Origin of the sequence: Microbacterium sp. PRC9 (assembly GCF_031844125.1) — a bacterium.
In the GTDB taxonomy this organism is placed as follows: Bacteria; Actinomycetota; Actinomycetes; order Actinomycetales; family Microbacteriaceae; genus Microbacterium.
Window position 1 is genome coordinate 76436 of record NZ_JAUZUR010000003.1, and the last position, 23794, is coordinate 100229.

Annotated in this window: 17 protein-coding genes; 9 read left to right on the forward strand and 8 right to left on the reverse strand. The window is 71.2% G+C overall.

All coding sequences use genetic code 11. The features are described from left to right. Both recQ and Q9R33_RS07310 read right to left on the reverse strand, forming a co-directional pair. On the reverse strand, nt 1-2049 hold the full coding sequence (recQ, locus tag Q9R33_RS07305; protein WP_311293316.1) for a DNA helicase RecQ: 2049 nt from the start codon (nt 2047-2049) through the stop codon (nt 1-3). A gap of 217 nt (nt 2050-2266) precedes the next feature. Beyond that, nucleotides 2267-2803, reverse strand: a complete 537-nt coding sequence (locus Q9R33_RS07310) for a DUF1697 domain-containing protein (RefSeq protein ID WP_310244733.1) — start codon at nt 2801-2803, stop codon at nt 2267-2269. Between the two features lie 154 nt (nt 2804-2957). Between Q9R33_RS07310 and Q9R33_RS07315 the strand changes: the two genes are divergently transcribed. After that, nucleotides 2958-3896 (forward strand): SDR family oxidoreductase, encoded by a 939-nt coding sequence (locus Q9R33_RS07315; protein WP_311293317.1) that lies wholly within the window; start codon nt 2958-2960, stop codon nt 3894-3896. A 59-nt stretch (nt 3897-3955) separates the two neighbouring features. Here Q9R33_RS07315 and Q9R33_RS07320 read toward each other — a convergent pair whose 3' ends face one another. Then, nucleotides 3956-6508: a DUF3516 domain-containing protein gene (locus Q9R33_RS07320; protein WP_311293318.1), complete on the reverse strand. Its 2553-nt coding sequence runs from the start codon at nt 6506-6508 to the stop codon at nt 3956-3958. A 275-nt stretch (nt 6509-6783) separates the two neighbouring features. After that, nucleotides 6784-7623, reverse strand: a complete 840-nt coding sequence (locus Q9R33_RS07325; protein WP_310244731.1) for a GDSL-type esterase/lipase family protein — start codon at nt 7621-7623, stop codon at nt 6784-6786. A 173-nt stretch (nt 7624-7796) separates the two neighbouring features. Here Q9R33_RS07325 and Q9R33_RS07330 point away from each other — a divergent pair, with 173 nt between their 5' ends. Further along, nucleotides 7797-8117, forward strand: a complete 321-nt coding sequence (locus tag Q9R33_RS07330) for a GNAT family N-acetyltransferase (protein ID WP_056364873.1) — start codon at nt 7797-7799, stop codon at nt 8115-8117. Between the two features lie 14 nt (nt 8118-8131). Continuing rightward, entirely contained in the window at nt 8132-9118 is a 987-nt protein-coding gene (locus Q9R33_RS07335) for a pirin family protein (RefSeq protein WP_311293320.1), read from the forward strand. Between the two features lie 115 nt (nt 9119-9233). On the opposite strand, the gene Q9R33_RS07340 is transcribed toward Q9R33_RS07335, so the two are convergent. Beyond that, a complete protein-coding gene (locus Q9R33_RS07340; RefSeq protein WP_311293321.1) occupies nt 9234-12254 on the reverse strand; it encodes a S8 family serine peptidase in 3021 nt (1006 codons plus the stop codon). Between the two features lie 139 nt (nt 12255-12393). Here Q9R33_RS07340 and Q9R33_RS07345 point away from each other — a divergent pair, with 139 nt between their 5' ends. The 5 genes from Q9R33_RS07345 to Q9R33_RS07365 all read left to right on the forward strand — a co-directional run bounded on the left by Q9R33_RS07345 (nt 12394) and on the right by Q9R33_RS07365 (nt 17364). Then, the gene (locus Q9R33_RS07345) at nt 12394-12945 is read left to right on the forward strand and encodes an ECF transporter S component (protein ID WP_056364878.1); all 552 of its coding nucleotides are present in this window, start codon (nt 12394-12396) and stop codon (nt 12943-12945) included. An 82-nt stretch (nt 12946-13027) separates the two neighbouring features. Further along, nucleotides 13028-14995: an energy-coupling factor transporter ATPase gene (locus Q9R33_RS07350; RefSeq protein ID WP_311293582.1), complete on the forward strand. Its 1968-nt coding sequence runs from the start codon at nt 13028-13030 to the stop codon at nt 14993-14995. After that, nucleotides 14992-15840 (forward strand): energy-coupling factor transporter transmembrane component T, encoded by an 849-nt coding sequence (locus Q9R33_RS07355; RefSeq protein ID WP_311293322.1) that lies wholly within the window; start codon nt 14992-14994, stop codon nt 15838-15840. Before Q9R33_RS07350 ends, Q9R33_RS07355 begins: the two co-directional genes overlap by 4 nt. A gap of 31 nt (nt 15841-15871) precedes the next feature. Further along, nucleotides 15872-16744, forward strand: a complete 873-nt coding sequence (locus Q9R33_RS07360; RefSeq protein WP_311293323.1) for a siderophore-interacting protein — start codon at nt 15872-15874, stop codon at nt 16742-16744. Further along, nucleotides 16741-17364: an ECF transporter S component gene (locus Q9R33_RS07365; protein WP_311293324.1), complete on the forward strand. Its 624-nt coding sequence runs from the start codon at nt 16741-16743 to the stop codon at nt 17362-17364. The genes Q9R33_RS07360 and Q9R33_RS07365 overlap by 4 nt, the downstream gene beginning before the upstream one ends. A 330-nt stretch (nt 17365-17694) precedes the next feature. Here Q9R33_RS07365 and Q9R33_RS07370 read toward each other — a convergent pair whose 3' ends face one another. Both Q9R33_RS07370 and Q9R33_RS07375 read right to left on the reverse strand, forming a co-directional pair. Beyond that, the gene (locus tag Q9R33_RS07370) at nt 17695-18858 is read right to left on the reverse strand and encodes an acyl-CoA dehydrogenase family protein (RefSeq protein WP_056364887.1); all 1164 of its coding nucleotides are present in this window, start codon (nt 18856-18858) and stop codon (nt 17695-17697) included. A gap of 146 nt (nt 18859-19004) precedes the next feature. Beyond that, complete coding sequence (locus tag Q9R33_RS07375; RefSeq protein ID WP_157549307.1) at nt 19005-20351, reverse strand: M15 family metallopeptidase; 1347 nt, start codon at nt 20349-20351, stop codon at nt 19005-19007. A 121-nt stretch (nt 20352-20472) separates the two neighbouring features. On the opposite strand from Q9R33_RS07375, the gene Q9R33_RS07380 reads away from it, so the two are divergent. Beyond that, on the forward strand, nt 20473-22641 hold the full coding sequence (locus Q9R33_RS07380; RefSeq protein ID WP_311293325.1) for an intein-containing Rv2578c family radical SAM protein: 2169 nt from the start codon (nt 20473-20475) through the stop codon (nt 22639-22641). Nucleotides 22642-22803: 162 nt separating this feature from the next. On the opposite strand, the gene Q9R33_RS07385 is transcribed toward Q9R33_RS07380, so the two are convergent. Continuing rightward, nucleotides 22804-23745, reverse strand: a complete 942-nt coding sequence (locus Q9R33_RS07385) for an alpha/beta hydrolase (RefSeq protein ID WP_311293326.1) — start codon at nt 23743-23745, stop codon at nt 22804-22806. Nucleotides 23746-23794 lie beyond the last annotated feature (49 nt).

Below are 23794 nucleotides of genomic sequence, written 5' to 3' on the forward strand. Positions count from 1 at the left end.
TCAGGCGGCGGCGACCACCGCGAGCACGGCCTCGCCGTAGGCCTCGCGCTTCTTTGCGCCGATGCCCGAGACACCGTCGAGGTCGGCGAGGCTCGCGGGCCGGCGCTCGGCGACGGCGCGCAGTGTCGCGTCGCCGAACACGATGTAGGCAGGCACGCCGAGCTCTTTCGCGACGCCGGCGCGCCACGCGCGCAGCGCCTCGAAGAGACCGGCGTTCGCAGGGTCGAGCGTCTCGGGAGCGGTCGACTTGCGCACGCGTGCGACGCCGCCGGAGCGGCCCATCACGTCACGGCGCAACGGCACCGGCGTCTCGCCGCGCAGTACGCCCGCCGCAGAATCGCCGAGCGCGAGCGTGCCGTACTCGCCGCGGGCGACGAGGATGCCGCGGGCCAGCAGCTGGCGGATCACACTGCGCCAGTCCTGATCGCTGAGATCGGCGCCGAGCCCGTACGTCGAGAGCTGGTCGTGGCCCTGCTGCCGGATGCGGTCGGTCGAGGCGCCGCGGAGGATGTCGACGAGGTGACCGGCGCCGAACGCCTGGCCGCGCTCGCGCTGCAGACGCACGATCGTCGAGAGGAGCTTCTGCGCGGGGACGAGTCCGTCCCAGGTGTCGGGCGCCTCGAGGCATGTGTCGCAGTTGCCGCACGGGGCGGAGGCTTCGCCGAAGTAGGCGAGCAGGTTCTGGCGGCGGCATCCGACCGTCTCGCAGAGGCCCAGCATGGCGTCGAGGTGCTGGCCGAGCCGGGTCTTGAAGGCTCGGTCGCCGGGCGACTGATCGATCATGCGGCGCTGCTGCACGACGTCGCCGAGGCCGTAGGCCATCCACGCGACGGAGGCCTCGCCGTCGCGGCCCGCCCGGCCGGTCTCCTGGTAGTAGCCCTCGACCGACTTCGGCAGGTCGATGTGCGCGACGAAGCGGACGTCGGGCTTGTCGATGCCCATGCCGAACGCGATCGTGGCGACCATGACGACGCCGTCCTCGCGGAGGAAGCGGGACTGGTTCGCGGCGCGCGTCTCGGCGGGAAGACCGGCGTGGTACGGCAGCGCGTCGACGCCCTGCGCCGAGAGGAACTCGGCCGTCTGCTCGACGGACTTGCGGCTCAGCGCGTAGACGATGCCCGCCGCGCCGGGCCCCTGCGAGCGTATGAACGCGACGAGCTGGCGCCGCGGGTCGGACTTGGCCTCGATGCGGTACTGGATGTTGGGCCGGTCGAAGCTCGAGACGAAGTGGCGCGCCTGCGGCAGCTGCAGCCGCTCGGTCATCTCGCGGTGCGTCGCGGGAGTCGCCGTCGCCGTGAGCGCGAGACGCGGCACCCCGGGGAATCGCTCGGCGAGGGTACCCAGCGCCAGGTAGTCGGGGCGGAAGTCGTGACCCCACTGCGACACGCAGTGCGCCTCGTCGATCGCGATGACGCTGAGCTCTCCGCGCCCGAGGAATCGCAGCGTCGCCTCGGTGTTCAGCCGCTCGGGTGCGACGTAGAGGAGATCGAGCTCGCCCGCCAGGTACGCCCGCTCGACGGCCGCGCGCTCGGGCGGCGCCTGGGTCGAGTTGAGGTACGCGGCCCGCACGCCGTTGGCGACGAGCGCGTCGACCTGGTCGTGCATGAGGGCGATGAGCGGGCTTACGACGAGCCCCGTCCCCGGGCGAGCGAGCGCCGGAACCTGGTAGCAGACGCTCTTGCCGCCACCGGTGGGCATCAGCACGACGGCATCGCCGCCGGCGATCACATGGTCGACGATCGCGCCCTGCTCACCGCGGAACGCGTCGTACCCGTACACCTCGCGCAGCACGGTGGCCGCGTCGGCGCCCGTGAAGTCCCGGCGCGGACCGGCGCCCGCGAAGGGGTCGATCGACGTCGAGCCGCCCGCCATGGGGTCGGGAGGCGGCTGGGCCCACGCGCCCGGAGGCTCCGGGCGACGCGCCAGCGGCGTCTGGAGGGGGCGTGGGGACCACCCGTCCTCCGGCGGCGCCCACGAATCGTCGGGCGCAGGAGCGAACTCGGGCTCCCACGCGAGGTCGGCGTACGGGTCGCCTTGGGGGATTGTCACCCGTCCCAGGGTAGCCGCGGGATCCGACGCGCTCCCCCGCGCACCCCGCCCGGTGCACAACCCGAGCCGAACCCATGTCCCCGGGTTGTGTGGAGGAGCCTCCCGGCATCCTCAATTGAGGATCAGGGCCGAGATGAGGAGCGGCGCGCCGGGGTCGGGGCCGCACTCCGGCCCTGGACCTCAATTGAGGAGCGAGTGAAGCCACCACACCCCGAGCTCAGCACCACTTCTCCGCGAGCGTGGTGATGACGTTCGCGTTGCGGTTGGTCGCGACGCCCAGCAGCTTCGCCGCGCGGAGCGGATCGACGGTTCCGGCCTGGTAGCCCGGGCCGAGAAGCGCGTGCGCGACGCGGCCGCGCACGACCATCTCGCCGGCATCCGTCGTGAGCCCCTCGATCTCGGCGATCGTGTCGGCCTGTGGCGCTTCCTTCAGCAGATACACGTAGTGCCGCTCCAGGCCGCGCCGGCCCGCGGTGAGGACGACGGCGTCACGGGCGATCGCCGCAAGCTCGTCGATCGTGAACACCATCGTGGGGACGTCGAACCCGCGGTCCGCGGCGAAGGCGTCCTCAAGCGCCTTCTCGATCTTCGCCCGCGAGCGCATCGGCGTCGTGAAGCGTACGTTGCCCGTGTTGATGTGGGTCTCGACGGCGGCGAACCCGACGCCCTCGACCACGCGCACGATGTCGCCCTTCGGGAACTTCCGGTTCGCCCCGAGGTTGATCGCCCGCAGGAACGCCACATACGTCGGCATGACGCCATCATCCCGGATGCCTCCCTTCCACCGCATGCGGTAGCGTCACCCCCATGCAATGCCTGTGACCCCGTCTCCGTCACCATCGGTCTGCGCGATCCGCGCAGCCACAGAATCATGGATGCCGCGTGCCGGCGTCCGCGAAAGGCATCGCATGTTCCCCTCCTCGTCGTCCCTGCCGCTCACCGGCAAGACCGCCCTCGTCACCGGCGTCTCGCGCCGGCGGGGCATCGGCTTCGCCGTCGCCGCCCAGTTCGCGCGCCTCGGCGCCGACGTCTTCTTCCACCACTACCGCCCGCACGACACACGCCTGCCGTGGGGCGGCGACGACCTCGACGCCGTGCGCGAGGGTCTGCGCGCGGAGCTGGCGCCGGGCGCACAGCTCGGCGACATCAGCGCGGACCTGCGGGACGCGGCTGCGCCCACGCGCCCGCAGGCTCCGGGCGACGCGCCAGCGGCGCGGGGAGGGGGCGTGGGGACCGTCTCCCTCGTCATCGAGGCCGCCACGGCACTGACCGGGCGGCTCGACATCCTGGTGTGCAATCACGCGCGGTCGGGCGACGACGGGTCGATCCTCGACATGACCGCCGACCGGCTCGACGCCTTCTGGCAGACCAACACACGGTCGACGCTGCTGCTGACGCGCGAGTTCGCGAGGCTGCACGCGGGCGCACCTGCACCCGACTCGCGCCCCGGCGAGCGCGTCGAGCGACGGGGGCCGTTCACCGAGCCGACCGGCCGCGTGTTCTGGATGACATCGGGCCAGATCCACGGCGCGATGCGCGGCGAGGTCGCATACGCGGCGAGCAAGGCGGCGCTCGCCGGCGTCACGAAGACGGTGGCGGCGGAGCTGCTCGACCTCGGCATCATCCTCAACACGATCGATCCCGGTCCGGTCAACACCGGCTATCTCGACCCGGAGACGACCGACCGGCCGCTCGACGAGATCGAGGCGTGGATGCGGTCGACGCCTTTCGGCCGCTATGGCGAGCCCGCGGATCCCGCGCGGCTCATCGGCTGGCTCGCGACGCCCGACGGTGCGTGGGTCGTGGGCCAGGTGCTGTCGACCGACGGCGGACTCGGGCTCGGCTGAGCGCGGTCGCAGCCGCGCCGGGGGTTCGTTGTGCGATGGGCACGATCGGGGCGTTCGGGCTACAGCCGCACGACCTCGGTCACCCGCACCACCGCGGTGCCCGCCTCCTCCGACGCGGCGAGGTCGACCACGCCCCGGATGCGCCAGTCGTGATCGCCCGCCGGGTCGTCGATCGTCTGCTCCACGCGCCAGAGCCCCGAGGACGCAGCATCCGTCTCGTCCACGGTCACCAGTCGCGGCGACCGGGCCGCTCCGCCCGTCAGGATCTCGTCGTGGTCATCGAAATACGCGTCGAGCGCGGCCGGCCAGTCCACCTCGGGGTCGAGCTCGACGAGCTCCTCGTCGCGCTGCAGCGCGGCGAGCTGCACCCTGCGGAACAGCTCGTTGCGCACCAGCACGCCGAACGCGCGGCGGTTGGTGAGCACCGACGGCGGGGCCGGCGGAACCACCGGAGCCGACGGGTCGTCCACGGGGTTGATCAGCGCCTCCCACTCGTCGACGAGGCTCGAGTCGACCTGTCGGACGACCTCGCCGAGCCACGCGACCAGATCGTGGAGGTCGTCGTTCTGCGCCTCGGCCGGAACGGTCTGGCGCACCGCGCGATACGCGTCCGAGAGGTACCGCAGCACCAGTCCCTCGCTGCGCGCGAGCTGGTACAGCGAGATCAGCTCCGAGAACGACAGCGCCCTCTCGAACATGTCGCGCACGACCGACTTCGGCGACAGCTCGAAGTCGCGCACCCACGGCTGGCTCGACGCGAACACCTCGTACGACTGCGCGAGCAGCTCCTCGAGCGGCTTCGGATACGTGACCTCCTCGAGCAGAGCCATCCGCTCGTCGTACTCGATGCCGTCGGCCTTCATCGCGGCGACGGCCTCGCCGCGCGCCTTGAACTCCTGCTGCGACAGGATCGGCCGCGGGTCATCGAGCGTCGCCTCGATGACGCTCACGACGTCGAGCGCGTAATGCCCTGTTCCCGCGGCGCCCGCCGTGTCGTCGGGGTCGAGCAGCTCGATGGCGGCGAGCGCGAACGGGGAGAGCGGCTGGTTGAGTGCGAAGTTCGGCTGCAGATCGACGGTGAGACGGATGCTGCGGCCCTCGACATCGCCTCCGCTCCGGTCGATCTCCACCACGTCGGCCGCCAGCAGCGTGCGGAAGATCGCGATCGCGCGCCGCGCGAGCTCGTACCGCCGGGCGCGCGGCTCGTGGTTGTCGAACACGAGGCTGCGGACGTTCTCGAACACGTCGCCGCCGCGCGCGATGACGTTGATGAGCATCGCGGCCGTGAGCTGCAGCTGCGGAACGAGGGGCTCGGGCTCGGCCTCGACGAGGCGCTCGAACGATCCGAGGCCCCAGTTGACGACGCCCGTCGGCGCCTTCTTGCGCACGATCTTCTTGCGCTTGGCGGGGTCGTCGCCGGCCTTGCGGAGCGCAGCCTCGTTCTCGATCTCCCACTCCGGCGCCATCACGACGACGGTGCCCGAGGTGTCGTAGCCGGCGCGTCCCGCGCGACCGGCGACCTGGTGGAACTCGCGCGCCGAGAGCTGGCGCATCTTCGTGCCGTCGAACTTCGACAGCGCCGTGATGAGCACGGTGCGGATCGGCACGTTGATGCCGACGCCGAGGGTGTCGGTGCCGCAGATGACCCGGAGGAGCCCTCGCTGCGCGAGCGTCTCGACGAGCCGGCGGTAGCGCGGCAGCATGCCCGCGTGGTGCACGCCGATGCCCGCGCGCACGTAGCGCGACAGGGTGCGGCCGAACGCGGTCGTGAAGCGGAAGCCGCCGATCGCCTCGGCGATCGCGTCGCGCTGCTCGCGGGAGACGATCTTGATCGACGACAGCGCCTGCGCCCGCTCCATCGCGGCGGCCTGCGAGAAGTGCACGATGTAGACGGGCGACTCGCCGGTGTGCAGCAGCTCTTCGACCGTCTCGTGCACGGGCGTGCGGGCGTACGAGAAGTGCAGCGGCACCGGGCGCTCGACCCCCGTGATCCGCGAGACCGTGCGCCCGGTGCGGCGCTCGAGATCCTCGGCGATCGGCGTGACATCGCCCAGCGTCGCCGACATCAGCACGAACTGCGCGCGCGGCAGGAGCAGCAGCGGCACCTGCCAGGCCCACCCGCGATCGTGGTCGCCGTAGTAGTGGAACTCGTCCATCACGACCTGGTCGACCGCGGCGTCCGCGCCCTGCCGCAGCGAGAGGTTCGCGAGGATCTCCGCTGTGCAGCACACGATCGGGGCATCCGGATTCACCGACGAATCGCCGGTCACCATGCCGACGTTCGCGGCACCGAAGATCTCGACGAGCGCGAAGAACTTCTCGCTCACGAGCGCCTTGATCGGCGCGGTGTAATAGGTGCGACCGCCACGGGCGACGCAGGCCGCGTGAGCCGCGACCGCCACGAGCGACTTGCCCGTGCCCGTCGGCGTCGACAGGATCACGTGCGACCCCGACACGATCTCGATGACCGCCTCGTCCTGCGCGGGGTACAGCGCGAAGCCCTGATCCCCCGCCCACTCCACGAACGCGTCGTACAGCGCGTCGGCGTCGGGCGCCCCCGCGGGCGCACCCGAGGCCTCGGCCGCGGCACTGATGGTCTCGAGAAGCGTCACCGTCCGAGTCTGCCAGGTCGCAGCATCCGATCGTCCTGGCGGTCCCCCCGCTCGCGCGACCCTCTCGCGCGCGCCGCCCGCCCCTTCGCGGATCGGGAATTCGGACGTTCGTGAAGTCTCCGGAGCCGCGGGGGGTCCCTGCTCCGGAAAGGGATCACACCTCCGAATTCCGGATCGGCGAGATGGGGTCGGCACGGGCAGGCAGGAGGCGGCGGTGCGGGGGGCATGAGGACTGACGGATGCCGCGGACCGCGGCATCCGTCAGTCCTCGCGGATCAGCGCCCGAGCGCGTCCAGGATCACGTCGGTGTAGGCGGTGTACCCCGCATACGTCGGGTGCAGATAGCCCGCCGGGTCACCCACCGGATCGAGCCCGAACCACGGGTCGCTGGGTACGCCCGGCACGAGCTGCACGCCGTGCCCGGCGAACGCGTCGACCACGTCGGCGTAGAGCACGTTCGCACCGCCCGCAGCGGCGGCGCCGACGGCGCCCTGGATCGCGGCGTTGAGCGCGTCGGTCGCCCCGTTCACCGCGGCGACGAGGGCGGCGAGCTGGGCGAACTGCGGGGCGCCCGGCGGCGCCGCGAGCAGGTGCGGGTAACCGGTGACGACGATGGTCGCATTCGGCGAGCGCTGGGCGACCGATCCGATCAGCGAGCTGAGCGGCATCACGATCCCCGGCGCGGAACCGACGGCCATCTGGATCGCGGCGAGGCACGGCGCGGGGTCCCCGCCCGCCGCGGCCGCCGCGCACGCGGCGTAGACCTGGTCGAGGTCGAGGTCGTTCGCGCCGACCGTGAGCGTCACGACGTTCGTACCGCGGTTCACCTGCTCCAGCTGCGCCATGGTGTCGGCGATCGTGGCACCGGAGCACCCGGCGTTGCGCAGCAGGTTGAACTTCGGCGCCTGGTCGAGCTGGGCCGCGTAGCCCCCGTCGGTCCGGGCGCAGGCGTCCAGCGGGACGCCGCCACCCTGGCCCGCGGCGATGGAGTCGCCGAGGGCGACGTGTTTGGCGACCAGCAGCGGCGAAGCCGTGGCAGGCCCTGCAGCCCCCGCGACGAGCACGACGGCCCCCAGTGCGACGGCCGCGAGCGCGGCCAGAATGCGTCGTTTCATGATTCCCCTTCGAATCCGTGGACGGATCGATCGATTCCCCCGAATCGGCCCGCGCAGTGCGGACGAGGCCGACGATAGACCCGTGGCCACCGTCCCGCCAGGGGTCCGCGTGTGTGCGGTGGCGGAATCGCGCGGCGGACCCGTACGTTGAGTAGGACGACGGAGGGACTGAAGTGACCGAGACGCAAACGCAGACCATCGTGACCCGCAACGACGAGGATCGCCGCTACGAGGGGCACGTCGACGGGGTGCTCGCGGGATTCACCGTGTTCCGCATCGACGCGAAGGGCCGCCTGCACTTCCCGCACACCGAGGTCGACCCCGCCTTCCGCGGCCGGGGCATCGCCCAGACGGTCGTGGCGGAGGCGATGGCGGATGCCGCCCGCCGCGGCGAGACGGTCGTGCCGCACTGTCCCGTGGTGGCGAAGTACCTCCGCACGCACGATGTGCCCGGGCTCACCGTCGAGTGGCCCGACCAGCCGCACCCGGAGTGATCGGAGCCGGCGACATGACCCGAATGGACGCCGACGACGCCGTCGCGACCGAATCCGCGGTCGAGTGTGCGGGACCGCGCACCCTCCTGCTCGAGGCCCGCGAAGTGCCGCTCGGTGGCGTGCGCGCGATGTCGGTGCACCGCGCACTCCCGCAGCGCGAGCTGCCGCTCGTGGGCGCCTGGTGCTTCCTCGACCGATTCGGTCCGCAGGAGACGCGCATGCGCGTCGAACCTCACCCGCACATCGGCCTGCAGACGGTGACCTGGCCGTACCTCGGCGATGTGCGCCACCGCGACTCCGTCGGCAGCGACGTCGTCGTTCATCGCGGAGCCCTCAACCTCATGACGAGCGGCGCGGGCATCGCCCACTCCGAGTACTCGGTCGGCGAGGATGCCGCGCCGCTCGACGCCTTGCAGCTCTGGGTCGCCCTGCCGGAGTCGCGACGCCACGGCGGGCCCGCGTTCGAGCAGCACGCGGTGCTGCCCGAGGTGGAGCTCGCGCCTGTCACCGGCGACGCGGGTTCGGCCACGGTCGTGCTCGGCGAGCTCGCGGGCGTCGCGTCGCCGGCAACCGTCTACACGCCGATCGTCGGCGCGGAGCTGCGGATTCCGGCGGGCTCGACGGTGACGGTGCCGCTCGATTCCGCGTGGGAGCACGCGCTCGTCGCCGTCTACGGCCAGGCCGCCGTCACGGCGGACGCCGGCGACGACGTCGTGGTCGATGCGGCGCACCTCCTCTACCTCGGCACGCACCGCGACGATGTCGTGATCTCGAGCCGGGCCGGGGCGACGCTGTTCCTCCTCGGCGGCGAACCGTTCGAGGACGACGTCGTCATGTGGTGGAACTTCGTCGGCCGCACCCACGAAGAGATCGTCGAGGCCCGCGAGGCCTGGGAGGCGGGCTCCGACCGCTTCGGCCGCGTCGTCGACCACGGCGACGAGCGCATCCCCGCTCCGCCGATGCCCGCCGTGCGCCTGACCCGGCGCCGCCGCCGCCTGTAACCCCGAGCGCGACGACGTCGAGGGGGATGGATGCTGCGGGCCGCAGCATCCGAAATCCACAGACGCGAAGGGCGCCCGGGCCTGAGCCCGGGCGCCCCCGCTGCATCGGTGCGGGTTACGGCACGTCGACCGAGACCACGGTGCGCACCTGCGAGTCGCCGTAGCGGACGACGCCCAGGTAGCTGCCCTTGTCGAGACCCGACCACGACAGGTTGTACGTCGCCGCTTCGCCCTGCTGGGCGGCCAGCGTGCTCGGGTCCGCGGTGAGCGAGCCGACGCCGCCCGGGCCGACGAGCGCGCTCGTCGCCGTCCAGGTGAACGGTGCGGTGAACGCGTACACGTTGGCCGAGATCACGTACCACCCTTCGGTCGGCTTCGTGATCTGCACCGCCTCGTCCGCGGACGCGGTGGCCGACTGCCAGCGCTCGTAGTAGCGCAGGTCGGTCGGGCTCACCACACGGTAGACCGTGAGGTCGAGGTCGGTGCCCGACGTGTCGACCGACGAGTTCAGCGCGAACTTCGCCACGTCGATGCCCGCCGGCACCTGGACCAGCACGTTCGTGGTGCCGTCGTTCGCCTCGCCGGTCTTCTCGGTGCCGTCGATGAGCACGTCGGCCTTGGCGAGGCCGAGCACCGTCAGGGGCAGCTGCCCGGTGAAGCCCGGGGTGACCGTGATGTCGAGGTCGCCCTCGGCACCGGTGCCTGACGCCGTCGGCGGCGCGTCGGCACTGACCGGGTAGACCGCGATGGGCGAGCGCACCGTGTTGCCGGCGCCCGTCCACGTGAGGAATCCGGTCGCCCACTTCTCGAGCGACGCACCGGCCGTCGTGAAGGTCACCGTGAAGGACTTCGACTCGCCGGCCTTGAGGTCGAGCGTCGCCGGTTCGACCACCGCGTCCACACCCGGGACGTTCACCGACGCCGTGTACGCGCCGGCGGTGGTGGCCGTCACGGTGCGCGTGACCGTCTGCGTGCCCGCGAGCGCGCCGATGCCGATCGAGGCGAGGTTCAGGTCGCTCGGGTCGATCGGGTCGACGCCGTCGAAGTAGTCCTGCCCGAGGGCGCCCTCGAGGTACCCTGCCCAGTCGACGATGCCGTTCTCGTACACGAGGCCCGGGTTGAAGTACCGCTTCGGATCGACGTGACCTGCACCCTGCGCGAACGTGTCGGCCGTCTGCTGGCCGTTCGCGTCGACGAGGTTGTACGCCGTCGTCATGAGCGCGGACTTGATCTTCGCGGGCGACGCCAGCGGCTCCTCGCCGAGGTACAGCGCACCGAGGCCGGCCACCTGCGGCGACGACATCGACGTGCCCGACTTGAAGCCGAACGTGGGCTTCTCCTTGGGTCCGTTGTGCGTGGCCGCGAGGATCGCGACGCCCGGAGCCGACACGTCGGGCTTGATGACGTCGCGGCCGTCCGCGAGGATCGGGCCGCGGCTCGAGAACCCGGCGATCTGCGGCGTCGGCGTCACCTTGCCGGTCACGTTGTCGCCCACGAGCGTCGCCGTCGCGCCGGCACCCGCGGTGCGCACGTAGTCCAGCAGCGCCGCCCGGTACTGCGCGTCGATGTGGACGGTCGGCACCGAGTGGAAGTCGTTGTCGAGCGATCCGGCGGTCACGTTGACGAGGATCATCGCCGTGCCGCCCGCCGCCTTGACCTCCTGCGACTTCTCGACGCGGGCGTTGGTGCCGCGGTCGCAGATCACCGTCTTGCCGGCGGCCTTGGCCGGGTCGAGCGTCCCGAGGAAGCACAGCGCCGCCTCGTTCGGTGCGGCGCCCGCCTTGGCGATGTCACCCGCGTAGACGACCGGTCCGGTCAGCTCCTTGCCGAACGGCACCGTCACCGATGCGCCCGCGGCCTGGAAGCCGTTGGGGAGCTTGACCGTGCCCTCGTAGGTCGGGATGGTGGATGCCGCGACCGTCGTGTACCAGGGCGAACCGTGGTCGGCGGTCGAGGCGCCCGGACCGTCGTTGCCGGCGCTCACCGCGACGAAGACGCCCGCCGCGGCCGCGCCCAGGAACGCGTAGTCGTCGGCGCTCAGCACGGTGGATGCCGCGCCGCCGCCGATCGAGTAGTTGATCACGTCGACGCCGTCCGCGACGGCCTTGTCGATGGCCGCGATCAGGTCGCTGCCGGCGCAGATGTCGTCGGTCGTGACGAGGTCGTCCGGTCCGACGTAGCAGGCCTTGTACGCCGCGACCTTGGCTGCCGGAGCGACGCCCGAGATCTTGCCGAAGCCGATGCCCTCGACCGACGCATCGACCCCGAAGTTGCCGGCCGCGGTGCTCGCGGTGTGCGAGCCGTGGCCGTCGCCGTCACGCGGCGACAGGAAGTCGTAGCTGAAGTCGAAGCCCGACGCCGCCGCACCCGCGGAGAAGTACTGCGCACCGATGAGCTTGGTGTTGTAGTGGCGCTTGTCCCAGCTCTGGGCGATCGTGATCGGCCCGCGGAACTGGCCGCCGTCCGCCTTGTCGAAGACGATCGTGTCGCCGTTCTCCGTGTACGGGACGCCCTGAGCGCCCTTCTTCTTGAGCTGGTCGCCCGCGAACGAGGGGTTCTCCGGCGCGATGCCCGTGTCGATCACGCCGACCACGACGCCCTTGCCTGCCTCGCTCACACCGCCGACGGCATCCCAGATGCCGCCCGAGCCGGTCGTGTTCGAGCCGAGGCCGAGGAACTCCGTCGACGGAACGGCGGCGGTGGGGTGGTAGATCTCGTCGGGGAAGACGCCGAGCACACCCTTGTCTGCGCTCAGCTCGGCAACCTGCTTCGCCGTCAGCGCGGCGCTGAAGCCGTTGACGGTGACGCCGTACGACTGCTGGGGCGTGACGCCGGCCTCGGCCGCGACATCCGCCTGCTGCTTCTTGAGGTGCGCGAGGTACTTCTTCGAGTCCGTCGAATTGGCGTCCAGCTGCGTGCCCTTGTCGGGCTTGGTGCGCTGGATGCCGCTCGTGCCGCCCTCGTAGGTGGCGAGGGGTGCGTCCTTGAGGAGGACGATGTACTGGCCGTCCTCAGCGTTGATGGGGGTCGGGGTGTTCACCTCCTCCGGGACGCTGCCGAAACTGGCGGTGGCGGTGCCCGTGAACAGTGCGGCGAGTGTGACGACCGCTGCTGCTCTGACGGAGGATCGACCCATACGTGGCCTCCATTGATATGTGGGGAGTCGCTGCGCCACATCGTCGGGGCGCAACGGATTCAAACGTAACTGCCAGGTGAATCTCAGTTAATGAGAGCTCAGTGAGAATCGCGAGGCCGCGTCCCAGTACGCTGGGCAGGTGGCTGCCCGCACCCGGATTTCGACGAGCGTTCTGCTCACCTGCGCCGCCATCGGCGTCGCGACCGGCGTTCTGCAGGCGGGCGCGGGAGCGATCAGCGGCTTCGTCTCGGCCGGTGCGCCGATCCTCTACGGACTCGTCCTCGGCGTGCACGTGCTTCCCGGTGTCGTCGCGCAGGAACTGCTGCGCCGGCCATGGGTCGCGCTGATCACGCACATGGTCGCCGCCCTCGTCGCGAGCGCGGTCGTGCCACTCTGGATCGGCCGCTACATCGGCACCGCCCTCCTCATCGGCGGACTGCAGGAGATCATCGCCGCGACCTCGCGCTACAAGCGCTGGGAGCCGTGGCGATTCTTCCTCTCGGCAGTCATCGTCGGCGTCGTCATCGCCGCCGCGATCTGGTTCGCCGCCGACGTGACCCGCTTCCCCCTGTGGGGTCAGATCGTCTACGTGGCACTGTTCATCGTCGGCCCGGTGGCATGGACCGCCGTGGGTCTCGCGATCGGCTCCGCGCTGCGGCGCGCGGGGGTCGCCCGACGCAGCCAGCTCTGAGGCATCCGTCGCCCCGGAGCCGTTTCGCCGCCACGCGGTCGGCCGGTAAGTTAGGGAAGGCTAAGTTTCCCTCGACGATCGGATCCCCGTGTCTCCTGCCGTGCCGCTGCTGCGCGTGCGCGAGCTCGGCATCACCCACGACGGCGAGACCACGCCGGCGCCGGCATCCGTCTCGTTCGATGTCGCCCCCGGTGAGGTCGTGCTGCTGCTCGGCCCGAGTGGGTCCGGCAAGTCGACGCTGACCCTCGCTCTCAACGGGCTGCTGCCGCAGGCCGTGCCGGCGACCGTCACCGGATCGGTCGAGGTCGACGGCCTCGACACGCAGGCGACGCCGGTCGCCGAGCTCAGCACCCGTGTCGGCATGGTCTTCCAGGACCCCGACGCGCAGCTCGTGACCGGCACGCTCCTCGACGAAGTGGCCTTCGGGCCGGAGAACCTCCGGATGCCGGTGGCCGAGGTGCTCGCCCGCGCCGAGGAGGCCCTCCGCCGAGTGGGCCTGTGGGAGCGCCGACGCGAGAACCCCGACCACCTGTCGGGCGGCGGACGCCAGCGGCTCGCGATCGCGTGCGCCCTCGCCATGGGGTCGCCGCTGCTCGTGCTCGACGAGCCGACCGCGAATCTCGACCCGGCCGGGATCGAAGAGGTCTACGCCGCCCTCGCCGAACTCGTCGCAGCCGGTGACCGGGCGATCCTCCTCGTCGAGCACAACCTCGACGCCGCCGTCGGCTTCGTCGACCGGGTCGTCGTGCTCGACCACGACGGTTTTCTCGCCGCCGACGGCTCAGTGGATGACGTGCTGCGCGGCCGCGCGGACGATCTCCACGCGATGGGCGTGTGGCTGCCGGTGTCGACGATCGCCGCCCTGCGGCTCCGCCGCGCGGGCTTCCGCCTCGACCCGCTGCCGCTGACCCCCGACGAGCTGCGTGCCGCTCTCGACGCCGAGCCCGCCCTGTCGGCCCCCGCTCCCGCCGGGGTTTCGCACGCGCCTCTCCCCGCCGCATCCGCAATTCGGACAATCGCGCCGATTCCGGGTGCTGCGGCCGCCGCGCTCCGCACACGCGACGAATCTCCGAATTCCGGATCCGCGAAAAGGGGTGGGGATGCACCGCTGATCCGCGTCAGGAGCCTCACGCTCCGCCGCGGCCGCACCGAGGTCCTGCACGGCGTCGACCTCGACGTGCCGCGAGGCGCCTTCGTCGCGGTGGTCGGAGCGAACGGCGCGGGCAAGACGAGCCTCATCCAGGCGCTCGCCGGGGTGGTCTCACCGCCCAAGGGCACGGTGCACGTCGACGGGCTCGACGTCGGCCGCGCCGACGCGCGCACCCTCAGCTCGCGCGTCGGCTTCGTGTTCCAGAACCCCGAGCATCAGTTCATCGCGCATACCGTGTTCGACGAGATCGCGCACGGCCTGAGGCGCCAGCGCCTGCCGGACGACGAGGTGCGACGTCGCACCGAGGCGCTCCTCGAGCGCTTCGGGCTCGAAGCGAAGGCCGAGAGCCACCCCTTCCTTCTCTCGGGCGGACAGAAGCGGCGCCTGTCCGTCGGCACCGCCCTCGTGGCCGGCGCCCCGGTGCTCGTGCTCGACGAGCCGACGTTCGGCCAGGACCGCGCCCGCGCCGACGAACTCCTCTCCCTCCTCTCCGAGCTGAACGCCGAGGGCACCACGATCGTCGTCGTCACGCACGACATGCAGCTGGTGACCGACTACGCCGACCGCACCGTCGTGCTCGCCGACGGCGGCGTGCTGGCCGAGGGCCCGACGACCGACCTGTTCGCCGACGACGCCCTCATCGCCCGCGCGGGCCTGCGTCCGCCGCCCCTCCGCCGCGCCCTGCAGGGCGTGCAGCGTCATCCCGAGCTCTCCCGGATCGCCCGCCTCGCCGACCTCCCCGACGCACCCGCACCCCTCCCCACGTCGCGTTCGCAATTCAGGACCGATGCAGGCGAACCCGCCCGAATCGACCTGCCGCGCCCCAACGATCCTGAATTGCGAACCGGATCGACGCCGACGGCCGCCCCGACCCCGCACGCCACGGGAGGTGCCGCGTGACCGACACCGGCCCGCTCACCGCGGCGACGGCCGCACACTCGACGTTCGATCCGTACGCGCGGCGGGTCGAGGCATCCGCTGTCCGCTTCCTCTACGGGATGAACCCGCTCGCGAAGCTCGCCGCGCCGCTGCCCGCGATGGCGCTGCTCGTGTTCGTGCGGGATCTCGCCACCCCCGCCGCGTTCCTCGCGCTCGCGTACGTCGTGCTGCTGGTGGGGGTGTCGTTCACCCGGCGCCTCGCGGCGATCCTGTTCCTCGCGCTGCCGCTCAGCGCGCTCGTCATCGGTTTCGGGTTCGCGCTGTGGACCGACGCCTCGCGGGTCGATCAGTCCGTCATCGTGTGGCAGCTCGGCGGCTGGACCATGTACGGCGGCGCGCTCGAAGTGGGCTTCGCCACGGGTCTGCGCCTCGCCGCGATCCTCGCCCTCACGCTCATCGCGGGGCTCTCGACCAGCGGACCCGACCTGGTGCGCGCTTCGGTGCAGCAGCTGCGCGTGCCCTACCGCATCGGGTACACGGCGCTGGCGGCGTTCCGCTTCGTGCCGCGGTTCGGGCACGAGCTCGACGTCATCCGCCAGGCGCACCGCGTGCGCGGCGCCCACGGCGGGCGCGGGCCCTTCGCCGCGATCGCCCGCTGGTTCGGCTACGTCGTGCCGCTCATGGCGGGCGCCATCCGTCACGCCGAGCGGGTCGCCCTCGCCATGGACGCCCGTGCCTTCGGCGCGCACCCCGACCGCACCGAGCGGCACCTCGTGCCGTGGCGGGTGCGCGACACCGTGTTCGTGCTCGCGTTCTGGCTCGCGTCCGCCGCGCTGTTCGCCGCCTTCTTCCCCTGGGGCCTCTGACCCCCTCGCCCGCCCGACAAGGAGCACCGACATGGCTCATCCTCGACTGGTCAAGCCCGAGACACAGGGCCTCGTGCACCTCACGGTGCTGCGCACCGAACAACTCTCCCCGCACTGGCTGCGTGTGACGCTCGGCGGCGGCGAGATCGATCGGTTCCGCGCCATGGGCTACGACCAGTGGTTCCGCCTGTTCCTTCCCCTCGGGGGCGACGAGGGCCTCGAGCGCCTGCCCGCGAAGGCGAACAAGATGTTCGGGTACCTCAAGTACCTCCGCATCCCCGACGGTGTGCGCCCGGTCATGCGCAACTACACCGTCCGCGCGTTCCGCCCTGCGACGGCGACCACGGGCGCCGAGATCGACGTCGACTTCGTGCTGCACGGCTCCGCGGCCGACGGCACCGCGGGTCCCGCTTCGCGCTGGGCGGAGTCCTGCCAGGCGGGCGAGAGCGTCGTCGTGATCGACGAGGGCCTCACCTTCAACCCCGACCGCGGCACCGACCGCGTCGTCTTGGTCTCCGACGAGACGGGGCTGCCGGCGATCGCGGGCATCTGCGCCGCGCTGCCGTCGCATGCGACCGGCCTCGCGATCATCGAGGTGCCCTCCGCCGAGGACGCGCTCGACTTCCCGCATCCCGCCGGAATCATCGTGCGCTGGATCGTCCGCGACCACGACGTGAAGCCCGGAACCCTGGCGCTGCAGGCCCTCCGCGACGCTTCGATTCCGGATGCTGCGACCCACGCGTACATCGTCGGCGAGCAGGCCCTCGCCACCGAGGGTCGCCGGCACCTCGTCGGCGAACGCGGCGTCCCGAAGGACCTCGTGAGCTTCTGCGGCTACTGGCGCGTCGGCGCCGCGTCGCCCGCCCCGAAGTCCCAGCGCGCGACGGCCGAGGCCCACTCGTGAGCGGGCCCGCCGCCCAGACGCCCGCCGCGCCGACGCCGCGGAGCACCCGCGGCCGCGCGACCACCGCGTACCTGCTGACGTGCGCCGCGATCGGCGTCGCCGGCGGCGTGATGCTGTGGGGCGCAGGCTGGATCTCCACCGTCCTCTTCGCGACGGTGCCGTTCGTCTCGGTCGCGATCGCGGGTCTCTGGCTCCTGCCGGCCACCGTCGCGCTGCGCCTGCTCGAGCGCCCGTTCGCCGGCATCCTCGTCGGCGTGATCTCGGGGCTCGTCGTGTTCCCGTTCCTCGGGGCGGCGATCTGGTGGGCGTTCTTCGCCGAGCTCGCGTTCCTGGTGACCCTGTACCGGTCGTGGCGCACGTGGCAGTACTACGCCGGGGCCGTGTTCGTCGGCGCGATCTACCCCGTGCTCGCGGCCGCGTCGTTCAACCTGTGGGCGATGGAGCCGTGGGCCCTCATCACCTTCTTCGCCCTCACGATCGCGAGCTGCGTCGCCGGCGTCGCGCTCGGCATCCTGGTGGCCGACCGCCTCCGCAAGGCCGGAGTGGCCAAGCTCGCCCGTCGTCGCGGCCTGGCGGCGCGCGGCCTCGGCCGCGGCTCCGGCCCCGCCGGCCAGCACTGACCCCGCGGCTCCCGCCCCGCCTCCTCGCCGCCCCGCCTCCCCGCCGCCCCGCCTCCTCGCCGCCCGCCGCCCCGCCTCCTCGCAGCCCACCGCCCGCCGCCCCGCCGCCCCGAGGTTCCGCAGTCACCTTTGGCGCGTCCCAGCACCACGAACCCACCCGAACTGACTGCTCAGCGCCGGGCGTCTGAGTTCCGCAGTCACTTTGTGCGGGAACGGAACGAACTGCACCCGCCGAAGGTGACTGCGGAGGGAACGCTTGCACACGACGGATGCCGCGACCCGGTGCCTCCGCAGAGGCGCCGGGTCGCGGCATCCGTTATCGAGTGAGCGTCAGCGCTTGCCGACGATCTGGCGCGAGACCAGGTCGCGCATGATCTCGTTCGTGCCGCCGTAGATGCGGTGCACGCGGGCGTCGAGGTAGGCCCGGGCGATCGGGTACTCGGTGATGTAGCCGTAGCCGCCGTGCAGCTGCACGCCGACGTCGAGGAGCTCGGCCTCGCGGTCGGTCGTCCAGAACTTGACCTTGGCCGCCTCTTCGGCGGTGAGCTTCTGGTCCTTGTAGAGCAGCATGGCGCGGTCGACGTAGGCCCACATCACGTCGACGGTCGTCGCCATGTCCGCGAGCTTGAAGCGGGTGTTCTGGAAGTCGGCGATGCGCTCGCCGAACGCCTCACGGCTGAGCACGTAGTCGCGCGTCCAGGCGAACGCCGCCTCGCCGGCCGCGGCCGCGGCGACGCCGATCGACAGGCGCTCGAGCGGCAGGTTCATCATGAGCTGGATGAAGCCGAGGCCCTCCTTGCCGCCGATGAGGTTCTCCTCCGGCACGAAGACGTCGGTGAACGACAGCTCGGCGGTGTCCCAGCCGTGGAAGCCCATCTTCTCGAGCTTCTTGCCGTGGTCGAAGCCCTGCATGCCGTCCTCGAGGATCAGCAGGCTGAAGGCGTCGGGGCGGTTGCCCTCGCCGGTCTTCACGAACGTCACGACCATGTCGGCCGTCTTTCCCGACGAGATGAAGGTCTTCGCTCCATTGACGATGTAGCCGCCCTCGACGCGCTTGGCGGTGGTCTTGATGCCGCGCAGGTCGCTGCCCGCGCCCGGCTCGGTCATCGCGAGGGCGCCGAGGATCTCGCCGGTCGCCATGCCGGGGAGCCACTTCTCCTTCTGCTCCTGCGTGCCCATGTGCACGATGTACGGCACGGCGAGGTCGTCCTGGATGCCGAGTGCGCCGGCGAGCGAGCCCAGGCCCGCGCCGATCGTCTCTTCCAGCACGATCGAACGGAAGCGGTAGTCCTGCAGCATGCCCGCGCCGCCGAACTCCTCGGGCACCGACAGGCCGATGATGCCGGCCTCGCCCGCGGCGAGCATGGTCGCACGGTCGATCTCGCCGTCCGCGTCCCACTGCTTGCGCTTCTCGTCCGACGCGTAGCGCTTGACGAACTCCTTGACGACGTCGCGGAACGCCTCGTGGTCCTCGTCGTAGATCTCGCGCTCCATGATGCGCCTTCCTCTCGTCTTCGAGTCTGTGTGCAGACGCACCCCCGGTGGAATTGCATCTCACCGTATATGGTACTCAGTTTCAGGCCGGTGGATGCTGTGAGCCGCGGCATCCGTGATCCGCAGAGTAGTGCCGACGCCCGACGTCAGCCGAGGTAGTCGGGAGCCGGGTCGAGTGCGAAGAACTCCTCCAGCGAACTCCAGCCGCCGTCGTGATAGGCCTTCGCGAGCTCGGGGCCGACGTAGCGGAGATGCCACGGCTCGGGGAGGTAGCCGGTCACCGGCGTGGCTCCCTCGGCGTAGCGCACGATCCACCCGTGCTCCCACGAGTGCTCGGCGACGAATTGGCCCTGCGGCGTCGCGGCGAGCTGGTCGAGCGTCCCGCACGAGCCGGCGCACGCGACGACGTCGGCGCTGAGTCCCAGCTGGTGCTCGCTGTATCCGGGCCGCGCGCTCACCTGGTCGGCGCGCTCGCCCTTCTCGGCGAAGTGGCGCCCGTACGTCTGCTGCTGGGTCTGGTACGAGCGGAACCCGCTCTCGAGCGCGATCTCGCCGACACCGGCGTCGCGGGCGGCGGTGACGAGCGAGGCGAGAGCGGATGCCGCGTCAGACCGCAGCGCGCCGCCCTCGATGTTGCGCACCCCGTCGGGGAGGACGAGTGCGCTGGGGCGGTAGTCGATCGGGTTGGCCGGCCGGATCTTGTCCATGACGGTCCAGACACGGGCGGAGTCGCCGAGGTCCACGCACGGAGCCCGGCCTTCGACGACCGCGGCGCGGAACGCCTCGCCGCCGCCGGCTGCGACGATCGCGGCCTCGTCCTCGCCGCGCTGCACGGCGGCCGCCACGTCGGGAAGCGAGCAGATGTCGGCCGCCGGCGGGGACTCCTCGACCTGGGGAACCGGAAGCTGCTCGATCTCGGGCAGCTCCATCGTCATCGTGAGCGCCGCATCGGTGCCGGCGGCTTGCGGCTCGGACGGGAGCATCATCGCGGTCATCGCCGCAGACCCGAGCAGCAGCGCGGCACCGGTTGCGAGCCCGGCCACCAGGATCAGTCGCTTCGTCAGTCGACGCGGCCGCGCATGGCGCACGGGCTGCGCGCCCTCGTCGACCTCGAGCAGTCCGTCGGCGCGCGCCGCGCGGCGTTCGCTGACAACGGGGCGGGGCGAGCGCACCGCGCGTCGGCGTCCGCGCACGCGCGCCTCGGGAACACGGTGGGGCGTCGAGTCGGTTCGGTGCGCAGCGGCGCCCGTCGGTCGGAGGTCGAGCGGCAGCGCGGACGGTGCGCCCGCCGAGATCGAACCCGGCACGAACTCGTCGCTCGGCAGCTCGAACGCCAGGACGTCGTCGGCGGAATCGGCGGCGGACGCGGGCGCGCCGGCGGGGGCGGATTCCGCTGCACGGGCACGCCTCGCAGCCTCTTCGCGCATCGCTCGGGCGGCGCGGCGAGTCTCGGGGGCGGCTCGGGGGGTAGCGAGCCTGCCAGGCTCCGTCACGTCAGCCATTCTTACCCGCGACGGCCGGTTTTGGCCAGGCAAGCGGCATCCGTCTCGTCGATGTTCTAGACACGGCGTGGCTGGTCTTGACTTAAGTTCGAAGCTTTGTTCTCATGGATGCATGCGATGGCAAGGTCAGGAACTGGGCGTGGCGGATGCTGCGGCCCTGCCCGGCCTCGAACAGCTGAACGGTCTGGTGCGCTCGGTGACGACCCCCGAGTTCGCGGGCGTGACATTCCACGAGGTGCTCTGCAAGTCCGCCCTCAACCACGTGCCGGGCGCCTCCGCGATGCCCTTCGACTGGACAGTGAACCCCTATCGGGGCTGCAGTCATGCATGCGTCTACTGCTTGCATCCCGACACGCAGGTACTGATGGCCGACGGCCGCAGCAAGCGGATCGGCGACGTGCGCGCCGGCGACGAGGTGATCGGCACGCGGCGTGAGGGTTCGTACCGCCGGTATGTGCGAGCTACCGTGTCCGCCCAGTGGGGCACGCGCAAGCGCGCCTACCGCGTGACGCTCGCCGACGGCACCGTGTTGGTCGCGAGCGGCGATCACAGGTTCCTCACCGAACGCGGGTGGAAGTACGTGCAGCCTGCGCCCGCCGGTTCACCCCAGCGCCCGTTCCTTACGACGAACAACAAGTTGATCGGCTTCGGCACCGGCGGCCTGACGGCGGCGACTGCGGAGACCGACGCCTACCGACAGGGGTATCTGTGCGGGATGATCCGCGGTGACGGGATGATGCTGAAGCGACCGTACCCGCGGTCGAATCGCAACGGCACCTCTGTAGCGCATCGATTCCGCCTCGCCCTGGCAGATTCGGAGGCCTTGGAACGCTCGCGCGAGTATCTTCGGACCGCTGGGGCGGCCACGACGCTTCGTCAGTTCACTCCCGCCACTGCCGAACGTCGACGGATGGACGCGATCTTCACGTCCAAAGCAGCGGATTACGAAGCAATCGGTGCCCTCATCCAATGGCCCGCGTCGGCATCACCCGAATGGATGAGGGGTTACCTGGCCGGAATCTTCGACGCAGAAGGAAGCTGCAGCCGAGGGATTCTGCGATTCTCTAACTCAGACGACGAGATCCTCGCAATGATCGGGACCTCATTGCGCGCCCACGGCTTCGCGTTCGTTCAGGAACCTCCGCGACCGAACGGGGTGAGCAGCGTGCGTCTTCTCGGCGGCCTCCCGGCGCGTCGACGATTCTTCGAGCTCACACGGCCGGCGATCACCCGAAAGCTGAATCTGATCAGCGATGCCGTGAAGTCTGACGCGCCGCTTCGGGTCGTCTCGATCGAAGACCTCGGCGAGACGATCGACATGGTCGACATCACGACGTCGACCGGCGACTTCATCGCGAACGGAGTTGTCAGTCACAACTGCTTCGCGCGGGGGACCCACGAGTACCTCGAGCTCGATGCGGGCCGGGACTTCGACACGCAGGTCGTGGTGAAGGTGAACGTCGCCGATGTACTCGAGAAGGAACTGCGCCGGGGCAGCTGGCAGCACGATCCGGTCATGCTCGGCACGAACACCGATCCGTACCAGCGCGCGGAGGGGCGCTACAAGCTGATGCCCGGGATCGTGTCGGCCCTGACCGAGTCGGGCACGCCGTTCTCGATCCTCACGAAGGGCACGCTGCTGCGGCGGGATCTGCCCCTGCTGCAGGATGCCGCGAGCCAGGTGCACGTGACGCTCGCGATGTCGATCGCGGTGTTCGACGACGAGCTGCAGCATCTCATCGAACCCGGCACGCCCAATGCGACCGCGCGCCTCGAGACGGTGCGCGCGGCGACCGAGGCGGGTTTCCGCGTCACGGTGTTCCTGATGCCGATCATCCCGCACCTCACCGACTCGATCGCGGCGATCGACCACGCACTCGCCCGCATCAAGGCGGCGGGAGCGGTGCGGGTCGTCTATGGCGCACTGCACCTGCGGCCCGGCGCGAAGCAGTGGTTCCTCGAGTGGCTCGCCGAGCGGCACCCCGAGCTCGTGTCGTCATATCGAGGGCTTTATCCCGGCGCGACGGCATACGCGCCGAAGGCTTACCGCTCGTGGCTCGCCAAGCGGGTGCGCCCGTTGCTGCGCGTGCACGGCCTCGACGGGCAGGCCGAGGAAGAGAATCCGCGCGGCGCGCCCGTGGCGGGTCTCGCCGATCGAGCCGATGCGCGCAGCGCGCCGCCGATCATCACGACCTCGCGCGGGCGTGCCGCCGCGACGTCGCTGCGGGCGGCGTCCTCCCGGTCGTTGCCTGGGGCCGAGGCATCCGCTCGGCTCTTCTGAGCCCCGCCCGGCGAGAACTCGCCGCTGCGCGCTGCGCCGCAGATGTGCCGAACGGCCGAGATCTGTGCGCACAGAATCGGAGGTCTCGCGCGACGCGCCGAGCGGCAGCATCCGTGTCCCGGCGCGTCGCTCAGAACCTCCGACTCTGTGCACGCGGCGCTGCTACGCCGCGACCGCGCCCAACTCCGCGACCTCGACACGTTCGGCCTCGACCCGTTCGAGCTCGACCCGTTCGACGTCGACGAGCGGAGTGCGGACGTGGTCCAGCACGGCATCGAGCACCGCGTCGTCGGTGAGGATGCGGTTGTGCCCGAGGCCCTTCGTCGCGAGCAACTGCGCCCCCGGGTTGGCGACGACGACCCGACCCGCCTCGGCGAACGGCACGACGCGATCGCCGTGGTCGTGAACGACGAGGAGCGGCACCCCGCCTGGCAGCGGGCGCCGCACACCCGACAGCCATGCGAACGGGTCCGGCTCGCCGGGGAAGTACCGGGTCGCGAAGCGCTCGCGCATGCTCGCCGCGACCGCGTCGGAGTAGCCGAGCATGCCCTGGAACTGACTCAGCAGCAGGTCGGCGTCGGCGGGCGCGGCGATGGTCACGACGCGCCCCGCATCGATCCCGCCCGCGACACCCACGAGCGTCGCCAGGCCGCCGAACGAGTGGCCCACCATCGCGTCGAACCCGCCGTGGCGCTCCTGGAGCGCGGCGAACACGTCGAGCCAGTCGACGAGATAGGTGTGGCGACCGCCCGATCCCCCGTGGGCGGGCGCGTCGAACGCGACGACACGATACCCGTCGGCGACGAGCTCGCGCACGAGCACCGAGAACTGGCTGGCGCGGCCATTCCAGCCGTGCGAAAGCACGACCGTTCGCGGACCGTCGCCCCACTCGTAGACGTCGACATCGACACCGCGGCGGTCGATGCCGGCGATGCGCACCGCATGCAGGCGCGCGCGCAGGAACGTGGCTTCGTCGTCGGCGTGCACGGGTCGCGGCTTCGCGACATGACCGAAGAGTGGCATGGCCACGGCGGCTCCCCACCGCGGCGAGAAGGCGGCCGCAGCGCGAACGGACGTGCCTGCGGCGGCGAGTGCGAGATTCATGATGCTCCGATCAGAAGAATACGAACGATCGTACTTATGAACACGAACG